Origin of the sequence: Streptomyces sp. NPDC087845 (genome assembly GCF_044742755.1) — a bacterium.
Taxonomy (GTDB): domain Bacteria; phylum Actinomycetota; class Actinomycetes; order Streptomycetales; family Streptomycetaceae; genus Streptomyces.
Window position 1 is genome coordinate 225276 of the sequence record NZ_JBIUVC010000002.1, and the last position, 16871, is coordinate 242146.

Consider the following 16871-nt stretch of genomic DNA (forward strand, 5'->3'; position numbering starts at 1 on the left):
CCACACGCTCGCGCTGCTGAATCTCGGCGAGGCCCTGCTGAGCCGCTACGACTCGGCAGGAGACCCGGGCGACCTGAACGAAGCCGTACACATGTCCGAAAAGGCCGTCCGGTCCACCGTGCCCGGCGCATCGCACCGCGCGAACGCCCTGGCCGGCCGGAGCAGGGCCCTGCGGCGGCTCTTCGAGCACACAGGCAACCCGGACGACCTGGACGACTGCCTGCGCGTCGCCCGAGAGGCCGTGGCGGCGACGGACCCCCATGACGAGGGGCACCCCGGCGTGCTGTCCATCCTCGCCAACGCGCTGTCCCGGCGCTTCGAGCTGACCGGGGCGCTGGCCGACATCGACGAGTCCGTCGAGACGACGCGCGAGGCCATCCGCCGCGCGCCCGCACACCACCGGGACCTGCCGCTGTTCCACTCGAACCTGGCCTCGGCGCTCCTCGGGCACTACCACGCCCGCAGCGGCCGCACCGATGTACTCGACGAGGCCGTGACGCATGCCCGGCACGCCGCCCGCACGGCCGGCGGCTACCACCACAGCCTCCACCGGTTCTGGGGCAGCCTCGGCGAGGCGCTCGACGCCCGGTACCGGCGCGCCGGGGACGCCACCGACCTCGACGAGTCCGTCGACGCCCACCGCAGGGCCCTCGACGCCACCCCGCCCCTGCGCGTCGAGCGCGCACTCGCCCTGCACAAACTGGGCAGCGCCCTCGAACAGCGCTTCCGGCTGACCGCCGGCCTGCCCGACCTCGACGAGAGCCTGCACTGCCACCGTGAGGCCGCGGCACTGGCCCCGGACAGCGCCCCCGTCCGCGGGGTCGTCCTGCTCGAACTCGGCCGTGCCCTGGTGCTGCGCCATGCGGTGGCACGGGACACGTCGGCGCTCCAGGAAGCCCGCGTGGCCCTTGAGGACGCGGCGCGCAATCCCGTCCTCACACCGAGCGCACGAGTGGTCGCCGCCGAGGAACTCGCGCGCTGCCACGCGGAGACGGGCGCCTGGACCCGGGCGTGCGCCGCCTACGAGTACGCCATCGGCCTGCTGCCGGCGGTCGCGCCGCGGTACGAGGAGCGCAGGACCCAGGAGAACTGGCTGGGCAGGTTCGCCTCACTCGCCTCGGACGCGGCGGCCTGTGCCCTGCGCCTGGACGATCCGGAGCGGGCACTGCGGCTGCTGGAGGCGGGGCGCGGTCTCCTGCTCGCCCAGGCGCTGGAGATCCGTACCGATGTGACCGGACTCCGCCGCGCGGAACCGGAACTCGCCGACCGCCTCACCGCGCTGCGCCTGCGACTGGACGGACCCGGCACCGAGTTCCCCGGGGGGTCGGCGGTGCCTCCGGGCGGCCTGAGCCGGCGGGCCGCCGAGGAGCGCCGGCGCGCGGTAGCCGAGTTCGACGCGCTGCTCGACGACATCCGCCGGCTGCCGGGCTTCGAGGGGTTCCTTCGGCCGCCCACCACGGCGGAGCTGTGCGCCCAGGCCGTGGAGGGCCCCGTCGTCGTGGTCAACACCAGTGACTTCCGCTGCGACGCGCTGGTGCTGCACCACGACCGGATCCAGGTGGTGCCGCTGGCCGGCCTCACCGAGACGGCGGCCCGCACCCGCGGCGAGTCCTTCGCCCAGGCCGTCGACGCGAGCCAGGACCCCGCGCGCACGGTGCTGGAGCGGCTGACGGCCCAGAAGCCGGTGCATGAGACCTTGGGCTGGTTGTGGGACGTCGTCGCCGAACCGGTCCTGGACGCCCTGGGCCTGGTCTCGGAACCCGCACCGGGCCGGCCCTGGCCCCGGATCTGGTGGTCGCCGGGCGGGCTGCTGAGCACCCTTCCCCTGCACGCCGCCGGCCAGCACGGGGAAGGTGCCGGTCCGGCCCGCACGGTCATGGACCGGGCCGTCTCCTCGTACACCCCGACCATCCGGGCGCTCGCCCACTCCCGTGCGCGGTCGGGTCACGGCAGCGGCGGGGTTCTCGCGGTCTCGATGCCGCGGACCCCTGGGGCCGCCGCCCTCGACGGAGCCCTGCGCGAGCTCCGGCAGCTGACCTCCCACTACCCGTACGCGCTCACGCTCACCGGGCCGGAGGCCACGGCCTCCCGCGTCCTCGCGGAGCTGCCGCACCACTCCCTCGCGCACTTCGCCTGCCACGCGGTGAACGACCCCGCCGACCCCTCGGCCGGCCGCCTCCTCGTCCACGACCATCTCGAACGGCCGCTGAGCATCAGGGACATCGCCCGTCTGAACCTCACCGCCGACCTGGCCTATCTGTCGGCCTGCGAGACCGCTCGGACCGGCCCCCGGTTCGCCGCCGAGGCGATCCATCTGACCTCGGCCTTCCAGATCGCGGGCTACCGCCACGTGATCGGCACCCTCTGGCCCGTCGCCGACGACGCCGCTGCCGACATCGCCGTCGACGTGTACGACAACCTGCCGCAACGGCCCGACGGCACCCCCGACACCGACCACATCGCGCTCGCCCTGCACCATGCCCTGCGCAGGCTCCGCCACGCCTATCGCAGAGTTCCGACGCGCTGGGCATCCCATCTCCACGTCGGCAGGTGACGCACCGCTCGGGAGCAGGGCTGCCGGTGAAAGCCGAAGGGGGAAAGAGGGAAAGGGGGAAGGCGAAAGCAGAAAGGGGCGCGGTCAGGAGCGCTTGGTGCGCCACAGCCACCCGGAGCCGACCGCCGTCAGGACGAGCACCAGGGCGACGGCCGTCCAGCGCCACGTCTCGGTGACATCGGTGTTGTCGGGGGCGACGAAGAGGAAGTACCAGGCGATGTGCATGGCCACAGGGACGAGGACGGTCAGGGTGAGGCCGATCCACTTCTGGGGCGCGCTCCAGTGGCGGGAGCGGCACACCATCACTATGGCGGTGATCTTGATGGCGACGGAGAGCCAGTCCAGGAGGACGAAGCCTCCCGCATAGGGCAGGACATCGCTGACCAGCAGGAGCAGGATCGGCAGCCATGCCGGGGAGCGGCGTCGGCGGGGCTTGTGGGCGCGCGTGTCGGGGGTGTGGCCGAGCTCCTGGAGTGCTGTGGTGGCGATCGTGCGCGGGTCGCCCACTTCGCGGAGGATCTCGCGGATGCCGCCGGGCCGTTCGGCGAGCGCGACCTCGATGTGCTCGCCCAGGTCGGCCAGAAGTTCCTGGCGGGCGGCCGGGGGCAGCGCCGCGCTCTCGCGGTCGACGGCCGCGAGGTAGTCCCGGACGAGGGTGTCGTCGGTCTTCATGAGTGTTCGTCCTTTGCGGGATTGTGCCGATGCCCGGTGGTAGGCGTGAGGAGATGGTCGACGGCGTCGCGGAACCCTGGCCAGATGCCGGCGAACTCCGCGAGTGCCGCGTGCCCGGACTCGGTCAGTTCGTAGTAACGCCGTGGCGGACCGGACGCGGACTCCTGCCAGGTGGTGACGACGAGTTCGTCCCGCCGCAGCCGTGACAGCAGCGGGTAGACCGTGCCCTGGCTGGTCGCCAGGGTGCCGGTGCCCTGCAATTCGCTCAGCAGTTCGACCCCGTACTTGGGCCCGGCGCGCATCAGAGCCAGGACGCAGTACTCCAGAACCCCTTTGCGGAGCTGGCTCTCGACCTTCTCCGGCGCTTGGCGACTTGCCTTACCGCGTTCCATGCATAGCAATGTACCAGGCGAGTCGACCTACATGGCGAGTCGACCTGCATCGGGGTTGGGCAAGCGCACGGCTTCCAGGGCCGGGCAGGCATGTCGCAGCACCCGCACAGGGCGACCGCATGACCTCCAGCGCCGGGGAGGCACGCCGCAGCACCTTGCACCCAGAGCCGTGTGAGCCAGTTGCTGCGCGCCCTGGAGAACAGGATCGGCGCCCGGCCCGTCGAGCGCACGAGCCGTCGCGTACGGCTCACCCCGCTCGGGGAGCAGCTGCACGAGGGGCTGCGTCCCGCTTTCGACGCGATACTGACGACGCTCGATGACGTCCGTACGGTCGCCAGAGGCGTCGAAGGGGTCCTCCGCATAGGTTTCCAGGGCACGGCCAACGACCACGTCATGGACGCCATGGCGCTCTTCCAGAACAGACACCCCGACTGTGCCACCGAGATCGTGGAGATCCCCTTCTCCGACCCTTTCGGTCCGATCCACCGTCGCGAGGTCGACACGGCCGTGGTCCTCCTGCCGGTCGAGGAGAGCGACCTCGTTCTCGGGCGGGTCTTCTCCGAACAGCCGCAGGCACTGGCTGTTTCCTCCCGGCACCCCCTCGCGAGACGCGGCAGTCTGAGCGCCGAGGATCTCGCCGCCTGCCCGCTCATCAGCGTCCATGGCGCGGCGCCGGAGTACTGGCGCCGCGCGCAAGCCCCGAGCACCACTCCCGAAGGACTCGCGATCCCCGCCGGGCCCACGGCGACCACTCTTCAAGAGGGCCTCGCCCTCATGCAAGCAGACCGTGGCGCCATGCTTCTCTGCCGCCCCGCCGCCGACTACTACGGCCGCCGCGCGATCACCCTCGTGCCCCTCACCGGGCTCGCGGACTCGTATCTCGGCCTGGTGTGGCACCGGAACCACGAGACCGCACGCATCCGCGCCTTCTCACAGGCTCTCGCCACCGTCACGGATGGCGCCGACGGACCGCGCCGGAGGCGCCGGGACGACAAGCCCAACTGAGCAGGGGAGAAAACCGTCAGCGCTTCACGCGGGGAGCGGGAGCCGGTTCCTGGCTGCGCTTCGGCGGCTTTCGCCTGCGCTTCGCCGGTTCCTGGCCGTGCTTCGCCGGCTTCCGGTTGCGCTTCGGTGAAGGCTCATCGGGGATCGGGCATCAGGCATCGGGCGACCACCGAACGGGGCCGGGCCCGCGACGACGTGGCGCGCTTCGTCCCCCTTTGTCGCCACCTCGCTTTGCTGTCAGGCAGGTTGATGAGGCGTCCGGCCCGTCGCGGGCGGGTTCGCGGGTGGCCCAATGTGGTGGATGTCCGGACGGGCCCACCCCAAGAGGGCGCCCGCCGGTCACCCGTCGACGAGGAGGAGCCCGCCATGCCGGACGCCCTGAACACCGTTGTCTGCGAGCCCACACTGACCCCCCGCGAGCACCAGGTCCTGACGCTGCTCGCAGGAGGCGAGACCTACTGGGGAATCGGCCGTCGGCTGGGCATCAGCCCGCACACGGTCGACACCCATCTGCGCCGGCTCCGCGACAAGACGGGCACGACGAACCGGACCCAGCTCGTGGTGCTGGCCATGCAGCGGGGCTACCTGACCTGAGGGGGCGCGCACGGCCCGGAGATTCGCCGGACTTCCACCGCCTCGGGGGTATTCGAGCCCCCTTCACTTTGCGGTCACGCACCTTGGTGAGGGGCTCGCTCCCGTACATGCGCGACGGGCCTGGGCCAGTGTGGTCACACACCGCACGAACGGAGCGGGTCCGCCGGAACGGCGGGCCCCACACCACGTCCCTGGGGGGAATCATGCCGAAGCGCCTTGCCCTGCTCCTCACCGCCACCGCCGCCCTGTTGGTCCTCCAGCCCGGCTCCCCCGCGTACGCCGCCGACCTCGATTGCGGCGGCATCGGGCTCCAGTCGGTGCCCGTCTCCGCCGAGGAGGCCACGGGCGACCCGGCCACCGGATGGCACCTCTCGGACGTGGAGCCGACGGGCCAGGGCGTGGTGACCCCGTGCGACACCTCATGGGGCGGCTGATCCCCCCGGCGTCCATGGGGCCCCGGCGCCCATGGGACCGACAGGGGCCGGCAGGGGCCGGTACGGGCCTAACCGCCGGGCGGCGTCAGGTCGGTGACCACGTACTGCGCTCCCGGCGTCAGTTCCACCGTCCAGGACCAGCGCGCCGGAATGTAGAGGACCTCGCCCGACCGCAGGCGGTGCCGGAACGCCCCCGCGCCGCCGTCGGTCCGGTCGCCGCGCAGTCGCCACAACCCCGTGCCCTCGGTCTGATGGATCACCAGATGTGCGGCGGGGTTCCGCGCACCGTCGCACGTGCGAGTGGCCCGGCCGCTGTTCGCGACCAGGCCGGTACGCAGGCCGAGTTCGGCGGCCAGGCCGTCGAGCGCCTCCGGTCGTTCCGGGCTGCCGAAGGCCGGATGCTCGTACTCGGGCCACATCACGCCGGGCGCCCGGTCCAGGTGCACCGAGAGGAACAGCAGCAACTCCTGCAGATGGAGCCTGCCTTCACTCTCTGCCCGGGGTGCCGGGGGTGCCAGGGGCCGGCCGTCCATGTCCCTCCTCGTAGTCGCCGCCGAAGCGCCGTGCGGGAAGCGTCCCGCACGGACTCTGCTGACAGCATCCGACACCGGACGGCCCCGGGCCAGTCGCGTAAGTTCGCTACCGGGGAACGGGACCGGCCGGCGAGAGGCACGGCCGTCGGCCGACCGCCGGCCGACGGCTCTCAGGAGACCGGACCGCCGGACGACCGGACCGCCAGGGGACCGGGCCGCCAGGGGACCGGGCCGCCGGGCGACCGGACCGCCAGGAGACCGGGCCGTCAGACGACCGGGGCGTCAGGCGCCTCGGCTACGGGAACGGGGTTCGCCAGGAGCCCCCGGGCCGCGGCGTGGGCACCGGCCTGGAAGCGGCTCGCGGCGTCCAGCTCCTCCATGATGTCGGCGATGTGCCGACGTGCGGTACGCAGCGACATGCCGAGTCTTCGTGCGATGGCCTCGTCCTTCAGGCCCGCTGCGAGCAGCCGGACGATCGTCTCGTGGATCTCCCGGGACACCTCTTCCAGGCCCTGGCTGACGGCATCGGCGAACGGGGTGGCCCGGTCCCAGGCCTGCTCGAAGATCTCGCAGAGGTACATGACCGTGGACGGCTCCCGTATGACGACGGCGCCCCAGCTGTCGTCCTGTACGGGGATGAAGGCGAGTTCGCGGTCGAAGACGATGAGCCGGCCGAACAGTTCGTGCGCGGTGCGGTACTTGCCGCCCAGCGCCGACGCGGCGGCCACGTAGGCCTGGCTGGGGCCGTTGAAACGGGCCGTGTGGTGGTAGAGCGTACGCAGCTGGATGCCGCGCTCCAGCATCGACTGGTCCCGCACCAGCGCCTCCCGCATCGCCTCGGGATCCCGCGCTCCGCCGCCGGGCTGGCTGGTCAGCACCTCTTTGCGGCAGCGGTTCGACGCCTGGTTGAGGGTGTTGCGGACGTCCTGGACGTTCTCCAGCAGCTCCAACGACTCGCTGCGGGAATGCCGCTGGTGGTAGCACGCGACGAAGGGACCGAGGTCCTGGCGCATACCGGCGAGGCCGTCCTGCTGTTCGCGTATCTTCGCCTCCACGGGCGCGGCCAGCTGCGCCAGCGCGGTCTCGGGCGCGACGGCGAACAGCGCCCGGGAGCTCCCGGAAATGTCCTGCGCGTGCAACAGCCTGGCCAGCCGCAGCCGTTCCAGGCTCAGTGCGGCCTCCTCGGGGCCGATCCCGGTGGCCTCGGACACGGCCTCCGGGTCGCCCGTACGGTGTTCGAGAACCCAGCCGTACACGGCGAGGTCGTTCTCGCCCAGCCCCCGGGCCGCCTCGAACGGCCCGGTGCGTACTTGCTCCTGCCCTTCCACGTACCCCCCTCGTCGCCGTCTGACGGGTGGTGCCGACCGGCGCATCGGATGCCCCGGGCAAGAATAGGCAGAAGGGCCAGGCAGAAAAGATCTTGTCGCGTCAGGACTGCGCAAAAGCCCCCGAGCACGGGGCTTCGGGGGCTGTGTGCTGCGGACTGCGGGCTGCGCGGCGGTTCAGTCACCGGCGCCGGTGCCGGCACCGGCCGGACGGGTCACGCGGCGGCGGGCATCGTCGCGCGCATCGCGTCGCGTGCGTGGGCCACCAGCGCCTCGGGGGTCAGGGTCGCCAGGGTGCGGCGGGTGTGGCCGATCAGTGCCTCGGCGGCATCGGTGAGCGCCTCGTCGTCGAGCGGCCGGCCGGGGATCGCGGCTCCGTCCGCGAGGAACGCCTGCAGCAGGGCGTACAGGTTCGCGGTGCCCGCCTCGCGCACGGTCAGCGAGAGGTGGACGGACGGTGCGTCGCCCACGGCGTCCGCGTGGTGCGCGAACCCCCGCGGCACGTACAGGACTTCGCCGGGGCGCAGGACGGTCTCCAGCAGTACCTCGCCCGGGTCGCCGTCCTCCCTGGCCGGTTCCCAGTTGCCGTCGGCCGGTCCGGCGTGGACGCGCCAGCGCTTCTCCCCGCTGATCTGGATCGCGAGGACGTCGGCGTCGTCGCGGTGGAGGGGGCGGCCCTGGGTGCCTGCGGGGGTGCGGAAGCAGAACGCCTCGACCTGGCGGCCGAGTTGCTCGGCGAGGCCCGTGGTGAGCGCCCGTACACCCCGGTGCCACTGGTCCACGTACCGCAGCAGTACGGTGGCCCGCTCGTCGTCGACCAGTCGGCGCACCAGTTCCGCGTCCGCGTAGTCCTCGACCACCTCGCCGAGCACCACCCGCGGCGTGCAGAACCGTTCGGTGGGTACGTGGCTGTCCTCGTGGACGAGCCCGATGTAGGGCACCTTGAGCAGCCCGGCGTCGAGCAGGCCGTCGAGTTCGGCGGTGTCCAGGAGGTCCACCGGGGGGTCGTCGGGGCGCAGCACGGCCGGTGCGCGGCGCCAGTGCGCGGCGAAGAACTCCTGCTCGTCCCGGACACATCGCTTCAGCCAGTCCATCGTTGTTCTCACTCTCCGTCGGGTGCTCCGGCCGCTCAGGCCGTGGGGCGGCTGCTGTACGCGTGCAGGCGGGCGCTGTGCACGAGGGACTCGGCGCTCGCGCTGTCGAGCCGGTCGCGGAAGTGGTCGAGGAGGGCGGCGGCCGTCCCGGTCAGATCCGCGTCGTCGAGGGGGCGGGCGGGCAGGGCGAGGCCGGAGGAGAGCAGGGACTGCAGCTCCGCGCGCAGGTGCCCGGCGCCGGCTTCGCGCAGCGCGATCGTGAGGTGCAGCGAGGGGCCGTCCTCGGTGGCCTGCGCGGTGTGGGCGTAACCGTTCGGGACGTACAGGACCTCGCCGGCCCGTACGACGGTGTCGAGCAGGACCGGGCCCGGGTCGTCCTCCCGTACGGGCTGCCAGCCCGCGTCGGTGGGGCCGCCGAACACCTGCCAGTGCTTGGCGCCGCTGAGCTGGAGCACGAGGATGTCGCCGTCGTCGCGGTGTACGGCACCGAAGCGGCCGGGCTGCGAGTAGAAGCAGAACGCCTCGGCCAGCCGCCCGAGTTGCCCGGCGAGGCCCGTGGTGAGCTGCCGGACCGGCGGGTACCAGTGGTTGACGTAGCGAAGTTGCAGGGTGGCCTGCTCCTCCCGGATCAGCGTCCGTACGCGCTCCGGGTCGAGCCAGCCTTCGAGATACCGCCCGGCCACCACACGGGGCGGGCAGAAGGCCGCCTCCGGCACGGCGCCCGCCTTCGTGAACAGTCCGGCGTAGGGCACTCTCAGGGCGCCCGAGTCGATGAGGTCGTCGAGGTCGGCGGGGGTGAGGATTTCGGTGGGCGGATCGTCCGGCCGCAGCACGACGGGCCCTTGGCGCCACTGCGTACGGAGGAACCGTTCCGCGTCGGAAACACAGCGTTCGAGCCAGTTCACGGCTCACTCTCCTTGCTCACGTTGCTCACGCTCCGGCTGCGGGGCCCGCCGGCCGGGTGGCAGGCGGGCCCCGTCAGGGCGCTGTCGGGTCGGATCCGAAGGGACCGCGGGAGTCGGACGGCTCCGGGGGTCGGGCGACCATCGGAGTCGGACGACTGCCGGGATCAGCCGACCGGGATCGGTCGGACGACTACCGGGGTCGACCGACCGGGATCAGTCGGACGACTGCCGGGATCAGATGACGTCCGGGTAGCAGTCGCCGCAGCCCGCCTCGACGGAGTGGCTGGGCGCGGAGTCCGTCGCGGCGAAGGCGCTCGGGGCGAACATCGAGCCGCCGATGACCGCGGCCGCGGCGACACCGAGCGCGGCCTTGCGGGACAGGGTCAGGCCGGTCTTGGTCTGGGCGTCGGTCGACTGGGCGGTGTTCTGCGAGAGGTTCATGAGATCTCCTGTGACTTCGGCCGGCCCTGTGAGGACCGGGGTTCTGCCTGGGGCGTTTCCCCTTGGCTGGTCTCAATACTGGATTCCGCCCGCCTTCGCCGACAGTGACGAGAGCCCGCTCCCGCATGCACGTGACCCGAGGTCCCGGGACGGGCAGGCACGCCGTGACACCGCGTCCTGGGCCGGGGTTTGAGCCCGGGTTTGAGCCCGGGTTCGGGCCTGGGTTCGGGCCTGGGTTCAGGCCTGGGTTGGGCCTGGGTTGGGCCCGGACGCGGGCGCGGGGTTTCAGTCGGTGGTGGCCCGTCGGCTCGCCGACGGCACCGCGGCGGCGGGCCGTGCCCCGTATCAGTCGAGGGGTTCGGCGACCCCCGGAGTGAGCCAGTGGAGCCGGTCCGCGAGACCGGCCTCGGCGAAGCGGGCGGTGACCTGCTCGCGGCCCTCGGTGAAGTGCTCCCAGGAGTCGTAGTGCACCGGCACCACCCTGCGGGCGCCGAGCGAGCGGGTGAGGGCCGCGGCCTGGGCGCCGTCCATGGTGATCAGCTCGCCGCCGCCGAAGGCCTCGATACGCGCCGCCCCCAGGTGCAGCAGGGCGGTGCCGATCGTGAAGCGCCGGCCGATCTCGTCGAGCTCGGGAATGTGGACGGTGTCGCCGGAGACGTAGACGGCCTCGTCCTCGCCCGGCGCCTCGACGACGAAGCCGGTGACGTCCCCGACCGGACCGTGCAGGCCGGGCGTGCCCGTGACCCGTACGGTCCTGTCGCCGATGGCCAGCGTCCGGGTCTCCCACGGCGCCAGGCCGCGGGCTTCGCCCCCGAGGCGCGCCGCGCCGCTGACGGTGGTGAGTACGGGGCGCCCCGTAAGGAGTCCGCGTCCGGTGGCGTCCAGGTTGTCGGGGTGCTCGTCATGGCTGAGCAGCACGGCGTCCACGTGGGGGAGCTCGGCCGCGCCGATCGCGGGCCCGGCGGTGCTGCGCAGAGTGACCGGGCCGTGGTGGTACACGGCGGGTGCGGGGTCGAACGCCGGGTCGGTGAGCAGGCGCAGCCCGCCGATCTCCAGCAGGACGGTCGCGGTGCCCAGGTGGGTGACGGTGATCTTCAAGGTGATTCTCCTTGGTCGAGTCGGCGCCTTGATTGAGTCGGCGCCTCGGTGACGTCAGCGCCTCGGTGACGTCGGCGCCTCGGTGACGTCGGCGTCGCCGTATCGCGGCGTGCGGGAGTGCTCGACGCCACGGGATGCGGCGCCGATGTCCTGCGGCGTCGGGGACCCGGGGCCGGCCCGGAGTCGCGGCGTCAGTGCGCGGAGGTCCGGAAGCGGCGCCGGTATGCGGCCGGCGTGGTGCCGAGGCGATCGCGGAAGACGCGGTGCAGGGTCTCCACGGAGCCGAAACCGCAGGCGCGCGCCACGTCGTCCAGCACCCGGTCCGTACGTTCCAGAAGTCTGCGCGCGGCCTCCAGCCGCATCTCCTCGACGAACGCACCGGGCGTGCTGCCGGTCTCGGTGTGGAAGGTCCGCGCGAAGTGGCGCTCGCTCATCGCCAGTCTGGAAGCCAGTGCGGGCACCGACAGATCGGCGTCCAGATGCGCACCGATCCACAGGCGCAGGCTGCGTACGTCGTCCCGGCTTCCCGCCTGCTGAGCGAGCGGCACGCTGAATTGACTCTGCCCGCCCGGCCGTTGCAGGTACATGACCATGATCCGGGCCACTTCCAGCGCGACCCGGTCCCCGTGGTCGTCGGCGACCAGGGCGAGCGCGAGGTCCATCGACGAGGTGAGCCCGGCACTGGTCCACATCCGTCCCGAGCGTACGAAGACGGGGTCGGCCTCGACCTCGATCTCCGGGTACTCGGCGGCGAGGCGTGCGGCGGTCGCCCAGTGCGTCGTGGCCCGGTGGCCGTCGAGCAGCCCGGCGGCCGCCGTCACATGCGCGCCCGCGCACACCGAGGCGACCCGGCCGGCCTCCGGCCCGACCGCGCGGAGCCACGCGACCACGGCCTCGTCGATCCGCGGCACCGGGCCCTGCGGACCGATGTCCATCCGGCCGGGCACCAGCACGGTGCCGGGCCTCCCGGGCTCCTCGGCGAAGGTCCCGTCGACGCCGAGCCGTACGCCCGAGAAGGTCGCCACGTCGCCGGGCCGCTCGCCGACCACCCGCACCTCGTACGGCGCCCGCCCCGCGGGCGGCATCCGGGCGGCGAGCGCGAAGATCTCGGCCGGTCCGGTCACATCGAGTGCGTTGACTCCAGGGAACACCGGGATCACGACCAGATGCGGGATCGGAGGGGAATCGCTCATGCCCTCAACCTTCACCCATGGCCGGAATGTCCGCAATGACAGATCTCTGCAACATACGGACAGCGGTATTCGGGCATCGAGCCGGGCTTCCCGGCCGTTCTGAACGACCCCGCTCGCGCGTCGACAGCCCCCTCGGGCAGCGGACCCCTACCGCGGGGCACCCCGGACAGATCTGAGCAATCGTCACATTTCACCCCGCAAAACCGAGGCGTCCGCCAGGGCGGAGGGGGCGCCGCCCCTCATCCCGGATGTGAACATTCCGCGTCAAGCGTGCAACTGGCGTGTCGGTCTTGACATTTACCCAACAGGCCGATGCTAAGATCATCTTACTTCCAGTGGGCTGATGGCATACGGGGGCATTCCGGGAGGGATGGGTTCCTCGGCCCCACTTTCGGAGGCTTCCCCGCGTGACACAGGCCGTGGCTCAGCCAGCCCGGCCCGTGCGGCACATGAGGGAGCGTCAAGCCGTTTCCATAGCCATGGCACTTGAAGTGAGTCTCATGACATTTGCACAGGGCCCGCTCCTCTGGGCGCTGGTTGTCGTAGCACTGGTCGCTGTCGGTGCCGTCCTGCGGGCTCGCAAGACCAATACCGGGCTTCGCAGACAGAACTCCCAACTCCGGGGCGAGCGCGATGCGCTGCAACGGCAGCGGGACGAGCTCCACGTCGCCCACACCGGTCTTCTGCACCGGCAGGCCGCGGAGATGACCGAGGTCCGCAAGGACGCCGAGGAGGAGACCAAGGCCGTCCTCAAGGCGGCCGTGCGCACCCTCCAAGGGCTCGCGGACGAGCAGCAGGTGGTCATCGAGAACGCCCAGAAGAAGTACGGCGACGACCCGCAGATGCTCGCCGACCTGATGGCCATCGACCACGCCAACAGCCAGTTCGGCCGCCGGGCACAGGGCATCGCGGTGCTGTGCGGTGGCTGGCTCGGGCGCCGGGAGACCGTCGCGTCCGTCTTCGACGTGGCCCGCAGCGCCCAGGGCCGTATCCGGCAGTTCGACCGGGTCCGGGTCAACGGGCAGGTCAACTTCTCCGTCGTCAGCAAGGCCGTGGAGCCGGTGGCGGTGGTCCTCGCCGAGCTGCTGGCCAACGCCACCAACTACTCCGCCCCCGGCACCCCGGTGGAGATCAACATCCAGGCCGTCCCGATGGGCGTCTGCCTCATCGTCGACGACGCCGGCCTCGGCATGGGCCAGGAGGAGAAGGACCGCGCGGCGGCCCTCCTCGCGCCTCAGGCCGCGATCAGCGTCTCCAGCCTGGGCATTCCCCCGCAGTTCGGATTCGCCGTCTCCGGCGTGCTGGCCTCCCGCTACGGGTTCAAGGTCTCGGTGGACTCCGTATCCCCCTATGGAGGCGTACGCGCGGTGGTTCTCCTGCCCGACGAGCTTCTCACCGGCGACGCGCCGGCACCCCCGGCCGCTGCCGCGGCCCCGATGACCAACGGCGGCTACGACGCGGACGTGGCGGCGCTCCCCCAGCGCCACGTGCCCGCGCCGGCCCCGACCCCGCTGTTCCCCCCGGCCGCGCAGCCGGCCTCCGCCCCGCAGCCCTCGGGGTCCTTCACCACCGCAGGCGGCCTGCCCAAGCGTCGTCGCAAGAGCCCGGTGTCCGTGGTGCCGTCGACCGAACCCGGGCCGGCGCGCAGCAACGAGGAGACCGCTTCCCGCCTGGGCGCGTTCCAGCGCGGAACCCGGTCCGGACGTGACCAGACGACGATGGAAGGACCCGAGATCCTGTGAACCCCGATCTCTCCTGGGTGCTCAACGATGTGCTCCAGGTACCCGGCGCCCGGCACGCGATCCTCGTATCCGCCGACGGCCTGCTGCTGGCCAACTCCAGCCAGATCGGCCGGGACGACGCGGAGACCGTGGCGGCGGCGATGAGTTCCATGCAGTCGCTGAGCCGGGCCGTCGCCCCCTTCATCGGCGCCCAGACCCCCGGCCGCTGGCGGCAGACCCTCCTTGAGTACGAGCACGGCTGGATCTTCCTGATCGCCGCCGGTACCGGCGCCTACCTGGCGGCGGCCGCCGCGGCCGACGTGGACATGGAGGCCATGTCCTTCCGCATGCAGCAGCAGGTCACCGCGCTGGGGAAGGCGATGACCACGCCGCCCCGCCAGAACGCCGGAAGCGACGCATGACGGCGCCGGGCGAGGAGCAGTCGGTCAGCAGCGGGTTCGTCCGGTCGTACGTCATCACGGGCGGCCGCGGCCTGCCCGACGCGGAAGACCTCTCCCTCGTCACCCTGGTCACGATCGCGCCCGACCGGCTGCGGCCCCCGAACCCGAGCCCCGAGGTCCGGGCGATCTGGGAGCTGTGCTCCGGCGGCTATCTGTCGGTGGCCGAGGTGGCGGGCCACCTCGGCCAGCCGGTCGGAGTGGCGCGGCTGCTGCTGAACGACTTAGCGGAACAAGGTCATCTGATCCGCCGCAAGGCGCCCCCGCCGGCCCAGCTCGTTGACAGGAAGATCCTCGAAGAGGTGTTGCATGGACTCCAGGTCCGGTTCGGCTGAGAACATCTATGTGCCGGACGCGGTGCAGCGTGCGGCGAAGATCCTCGTCGTCGGACACTTCGCCGTGGGCAAGACGACGCTCATCGGCACCCTCTCCGAGATCACTCCGCTGCGCACCGAGGAGCGGATGACGCAGGCCGGCGCGCACATCGACGATCTGCGCGGCGCGCCCGACAAGGTGACCACGACGGTCGCGCTGGACTTCGGCCGTCTGACCCTGAGCGACGAGCTGGTGCTGTACCTGTTCGGTACGCCGGGCCAGCAGCGCTTCGTCGAGCTGTGGGAGGACATGGCCCGGGGCTCGCTCGGTGCGCTGCTCCTCGTCGACCCGGCCCGTCTCGCCGACACCTTCCCGGTGATCGACCTGGTCGAGACGTACGGGCTGGAGTACGCGGTCGCGGTCAACAGCTTCGACCCGTACTCCCGGCATGCCGAGGAGGAGCTGCGCGAGGCCCTCGACCTGCTGCCGGACACCCCGGTCGTGTACTGCGACGCCCGGGACGAGAACTCGTCCGCGCAGGCCCTGATCACCCTGGTCCAGCACCTTCTCGCCCGGGTGGCCTGACCCCCGCTCCGTCCGCCGTCCTTCGGTACGGGTGGTCCCGTCCCCGTTTTCCGTCCACCGTCCGGGCCCCGCGAGGCCCGCGATCACATCGAGGAATCACACATGGACTCTCATCCGGGAGCCGCCCCGTACAGCGCCCCCACCGGGTGCCCCATGCACGGTGAGCGGCAGAAGTCGCTCTACGGGCCGGAGTTCGCGTCCGATCCGCAGCGTGTGTACGACGAGTTCCGGGCGCACGGGCTCGCCGCTCCGATCGAGCTGGCACCCGGCGTGGACGCCACCCTCATCGTGCAGCACGAGGCCGCGCTCCGGGTCCTGCAGAACCCCTCCTACTTCGCCCGTGACTCGCGGCGGTGGGCGGCGCTGCGGGAGGGCCGTGTACCGCTCGACAGCCCGGTGCTGCCCATGATGGCGTACCGGCCCAACTGCCTGTTCACGGACGGCACCGAGCATCTGCGCCTGCGCAAGGCGGTCACCGAGAGCCTCGGCCGGCTCAACACCACCCGGCTCAGCCGGGACGTCGAGCGCATCGCCGACTACCTCATCGACCAGTTCATCGAACGCGGCTCCGCCGACCTGCTGGGCGACTACGCCAAGCTTCTGCCGCTGCTGCTGTTCAACCAGCTCTTCGGCTGCCCCGGTGAGATCGGCGACCGGCTGACCCGCAGCATGTCCGCGATCTTCGACGGCGAGGACGTACTGCGGGCCAACGCCGAGCTGACCGAGTGCCTGATGGAGCTCGTCGCGCTCAAGCGGCGCCAGCCCGGCGAGGACATCACCTCCTGGCTCATCCAGCACCCGGCGGGTCTGCGGGACGAGGAGCTCAAGGACCAGCTCGTGATGCTGATGGGCGCGGGCATCGAACCGGAACGCAACCTCATAGCCAACGCGCTGCTCCTCCTGCTGTCGGACGACACCGGGAACGCTCAGCGGCGCGGTACGGGGCTGCTGGTCGAGGACGCCCTCGACGACGTGCTGTGGAACAACCCGCCGATCGCCAACTACGCGACGCACTTCCCGGTCCAGGACATCGACCTGGGCGGCGTGACGCTGAAGGCGGACACCCCCGTACTGATCAGTTTCGCCGCCGCGAACAGCGATCCCGCGCTCACCGACGCCCGCCAGACCCTGAGCAAGGGCGCCCATCTGGCCTGGGGCGCGGGTCCGCACGTCTGCCCGGCGAAGTCTCCCGCGCAGCTCATCGCCCTCACCGCGATCGAGAAGGTCCTCAACTCGGTGCCGGACCTGGCTCTCGCCGTCCCGGCCTCCGGCATCGAGTGGCGGCCGGGACCGTTCCACCGCGCGATGGTGTCCCTGCCGGTGCGATTCAGCCCGAGTGCGCCGCGCCAGGCCGCGAAGGCCGCGACACAGTCGCCCGTTTCGTCCCGGATCGCCACCCCGGAGGAGGCTCCCGCCGCGCGGTACGACCACGCTGAGCAACCGAAGAAGGCGAAGGGCTGGTGGAGTTCCTTCCTGGACGTGTTCCGCGTATGACGGCGGCGGGTGACTGGTTTTCAGGCGGCATGTACGCATAACTCGCCCGACCGGGCAG

17 protein-coding genes and 1 pseudogene are annotated in these 16871 nt (G+C 71.8%); 9 read left to right on the forward strand and 9 right to left on the reverse strand.

Translation table 11 applies throughout. The annotated features are described in order from the left end of the window. Window positions 1–91 precede the first annotated feature (91 nt). Window positions 92–2554, forward strand: coding sequence for a CHAT domain-containing protein (locus ACIOMQ_RS06565; protein WP_402188118.1), 2463 nt, complete (start codon window positions 92–94; stop codon window positions 2552–2554). Between the two features lie 84 nt (window positions 2555–2638). Here ACIOMQ_RS06565 and ACIOMQ_RS06570 read toward each other — a convergent pair whose 3' ends face one another. Beyond that, window positions 2639–3226, reverse strand: coding sequence for an HAAS signaling domain-containing protein (locus tag ACIOMQ_RS06570; protein ID WP_362193020.1), 588 nt, complete (start codon window positions 3224–3226; stop codon window positions 2639–2641). After that, complete coding sequence (locus ACIOMQ_RS06575; RefSeq protein ID WP_402188120.1) at window positions 3223–3618, reverse strand: PadR family transcriptional regulator; 396 nt, start codon at window positions 3616–3618, stop codon at window positions 3223–3225. The genes ACIOMQ_RS06570 and ACIOMQ_RS06575 overlap by 4 nt, the downstream gene beginning before the upstream one ends. A 159-nt stretch (window positions 3619–3777) precedes the next feature. On the opposite strand from ACIOMQ_RS06575, the pseudogene ACIOMQ_RS06580 reads away from it, so the two are divergent. The 3 genes and pseudogenes from ACIOMQ_RS06580 to ACIOMQ_RS06590 form a co-directional block, all read left to right on the forward strand. Further along, window positions 3778–4623 (forward strand): annotated as a pseudogene (locus tag ACIOMQ_RS06580) (LysR family transcriptional regulator); the annotation flags it as partial. Window positions 4624–4989: 366 nt separating this feature from the next. Beyond that, on the forward strand, window positions 4990–5217 hold the full coding sequence (locus ACIOMQ_RS06585; RefSeq protein WP_362193014.1) for a helix-turn-helix transcriptional regulator: 228 nt from the start codon (window positions 4990–4992) through the stop codon (window positions 5215–5217). Window positions 5218–5420: 203 nt separating this feature from the next. Continuing rightward, on the forward strand, window positions 5421–5651 hold the full coding sequence (locus ACIOMQ_RS06590) for a hypothetical protein (RefSeq protein ID WP_362193011.1): 231 nt from the start codon (window positions 5421–5423) through the stop codon (window positions 5649–5651). 68 nt (window positions 5652–5719) lie between these two features. On the opposite strand, the gene ACIOMQ_RS06595 is transcribed toward ACIOMQ_RS06590, so the two are convergent. The 7 genes from ACIOMQ_RS06595 to ACIOMQ_RS06625 form a co-directional block, all read right to left on the reverse strand. Continuing rightward, complete coding sequence (locus ACIOMQ_RS06595) at window positions 5720–6184, reverse strand: hypothetical protein (RefSeq protein WP_362193008.1); 465 nt, start codon at window positions 6182–6184, stop codon at window positions 5720–5722. Between the two features lie 266 nt (window positions 6185–6450). Then, window positions 6451–7512: a helix-turn-helix transcriptional regulator gene (locus ACIOMQ_RS06600; protein WP_362193005.1), complete on the reverse strand. Its 1062-nt coding sequence runs from the start codon at window positions 7510–7512 to the stop codon at window positions 6451–6453. Window positions 7513–7724: 212 nt separating this feature from the next. After that, complete coding sequence (locus tag ACIOMQ_RS06605) at window positions 7725–8603, reverse strand: JmjC domain-containing protein (protein ID WP_362193002.1); 879 nt, start codon at window positions 8601–8603, stop codon at window positions 7725–7727. 35 nt (window positions 8604–8638) lie between these two features. After that, entirely contained in the window at window positions 8639–9508 is an 870-nt protein-coding gene (locus tag ACIOMQ_RS06610; RefSeq protein ID WP_362192998.1) for a JmjC domain-containing protein, read from the reverse strand. 234 nt (window positions 9509–9742) lie between these two features. Beyond that, the gene (locus ACIOMQ_RS06615) at window positions 9743–9949 is read right to left on the reverse strand and encodes a hypothetical protein (RefSeq protein ID WP_362192995.1); all 207 of its coding nucleotides are present in this window, start codon (window positions 9947–9949) and stop codon (window positions 9743–9745) included. A 345-nt stretch (window positions 9950–10294) separates the two neighbouring features. Continuing rightward, on the reverse strand, window positions 10295–11047 hold the full coding sequence (locus tag ACIOMQ_RS06620; protein WP_362192992.1) for an MBL fold metallo-hydrolase: 753 nt from the start codon (window positions 11045–11047) through the stop codon (window positions 10295–10297). 191 nt (window positions 11048–11238) lie between these two features. After that, window positions 11239–12240 (reverse strand): GlxA family transcriptional regulator, encoded by a 1002-nt coding sequence (locus ACIOMQ_RS06625; RefSeq protein ID WP_402188122.1) that lies wholly within the window; start codon window positions 12238–12240, stop codon window positions 11239–11241. 500 nt (window positions 12241–12740) lie between these two features. Between ACIOMQ_RS06625 and ACIOMQ_RS06630 the strand changes: the two genes are divergently transcribed. From ACIOMQ_RS06630 to ACIOMQ_RS06650, 5 genes are all read left to right on the forward strand, one after another. Beyond that, window positions 12741–13982, forward strand: a complete 1242-nt coding sequence (locus ACIOMQ_RS06630; RefSeq protein ID WP_362192986.1) for an ATP-binding protein — start codon at window positions 12741–12743, stop codon at window positions 13980–13982. Then, on the forward strand, window positions 13979–14383 hold the full coding sequence (locus tag ACIOMQ_RS06635; RefSeq protein WP_362192983.1) for a roadblock/LC7 domain-containing protein: 405 nt from the start codon (window positions 13979–13981) through the stop codon (window positions 14381–14383). Before ACIOMQ_RS06630 ends, ACIOMQ_RS06635 begins: the two co-directional genes overlap by 4 nt. Continuing rightward, complete coding sequence (locus ACIOMQ_RS06640) at window positions 14380–14754, forward strand: DUF742 domain-containing protein (protein WP_362192980.1); 375 nt, start codon at window positions 14380–14382, stop codon at window positions 14752–14754. Before ACIOMQ_RS06635 ends, ACIOMQ_RS06640 begins: the two co-directional genes overlap by 4 nt. Continuing rightward, window positions 14729–15319 carry an ATP/GTP-binding protein gene (locus ACIOMQ_RS06645; RefSeq protein ID WP_362192977.1) on the forward strand — a complete coding sequence of 197 codons (591 nt, stop codon included), beginning with the start codon at window positions 14729–14731 and terminating at the stop codon, window positions 15317–15319. Before ACIOMQ_RS06640 ends, ACIOMQ_RS06645 begins: the two co-directional genes overlap by 26 nt. A 102-nt stretch (window positions 15320–15421) precedes the next feature. Continuing rightward, complete coding sequence (locus ACIOMQ_RS06650) at window positions 15422–16813, forward strand: cytochrome P450 (RefSeq protein ID WP_401262235.1); 1392 nt, start codon at window positions 15422–15424, stop codon at window positions 16811–16813. Window positions 16814–16871: the final 58 nt, after the last annotated feature.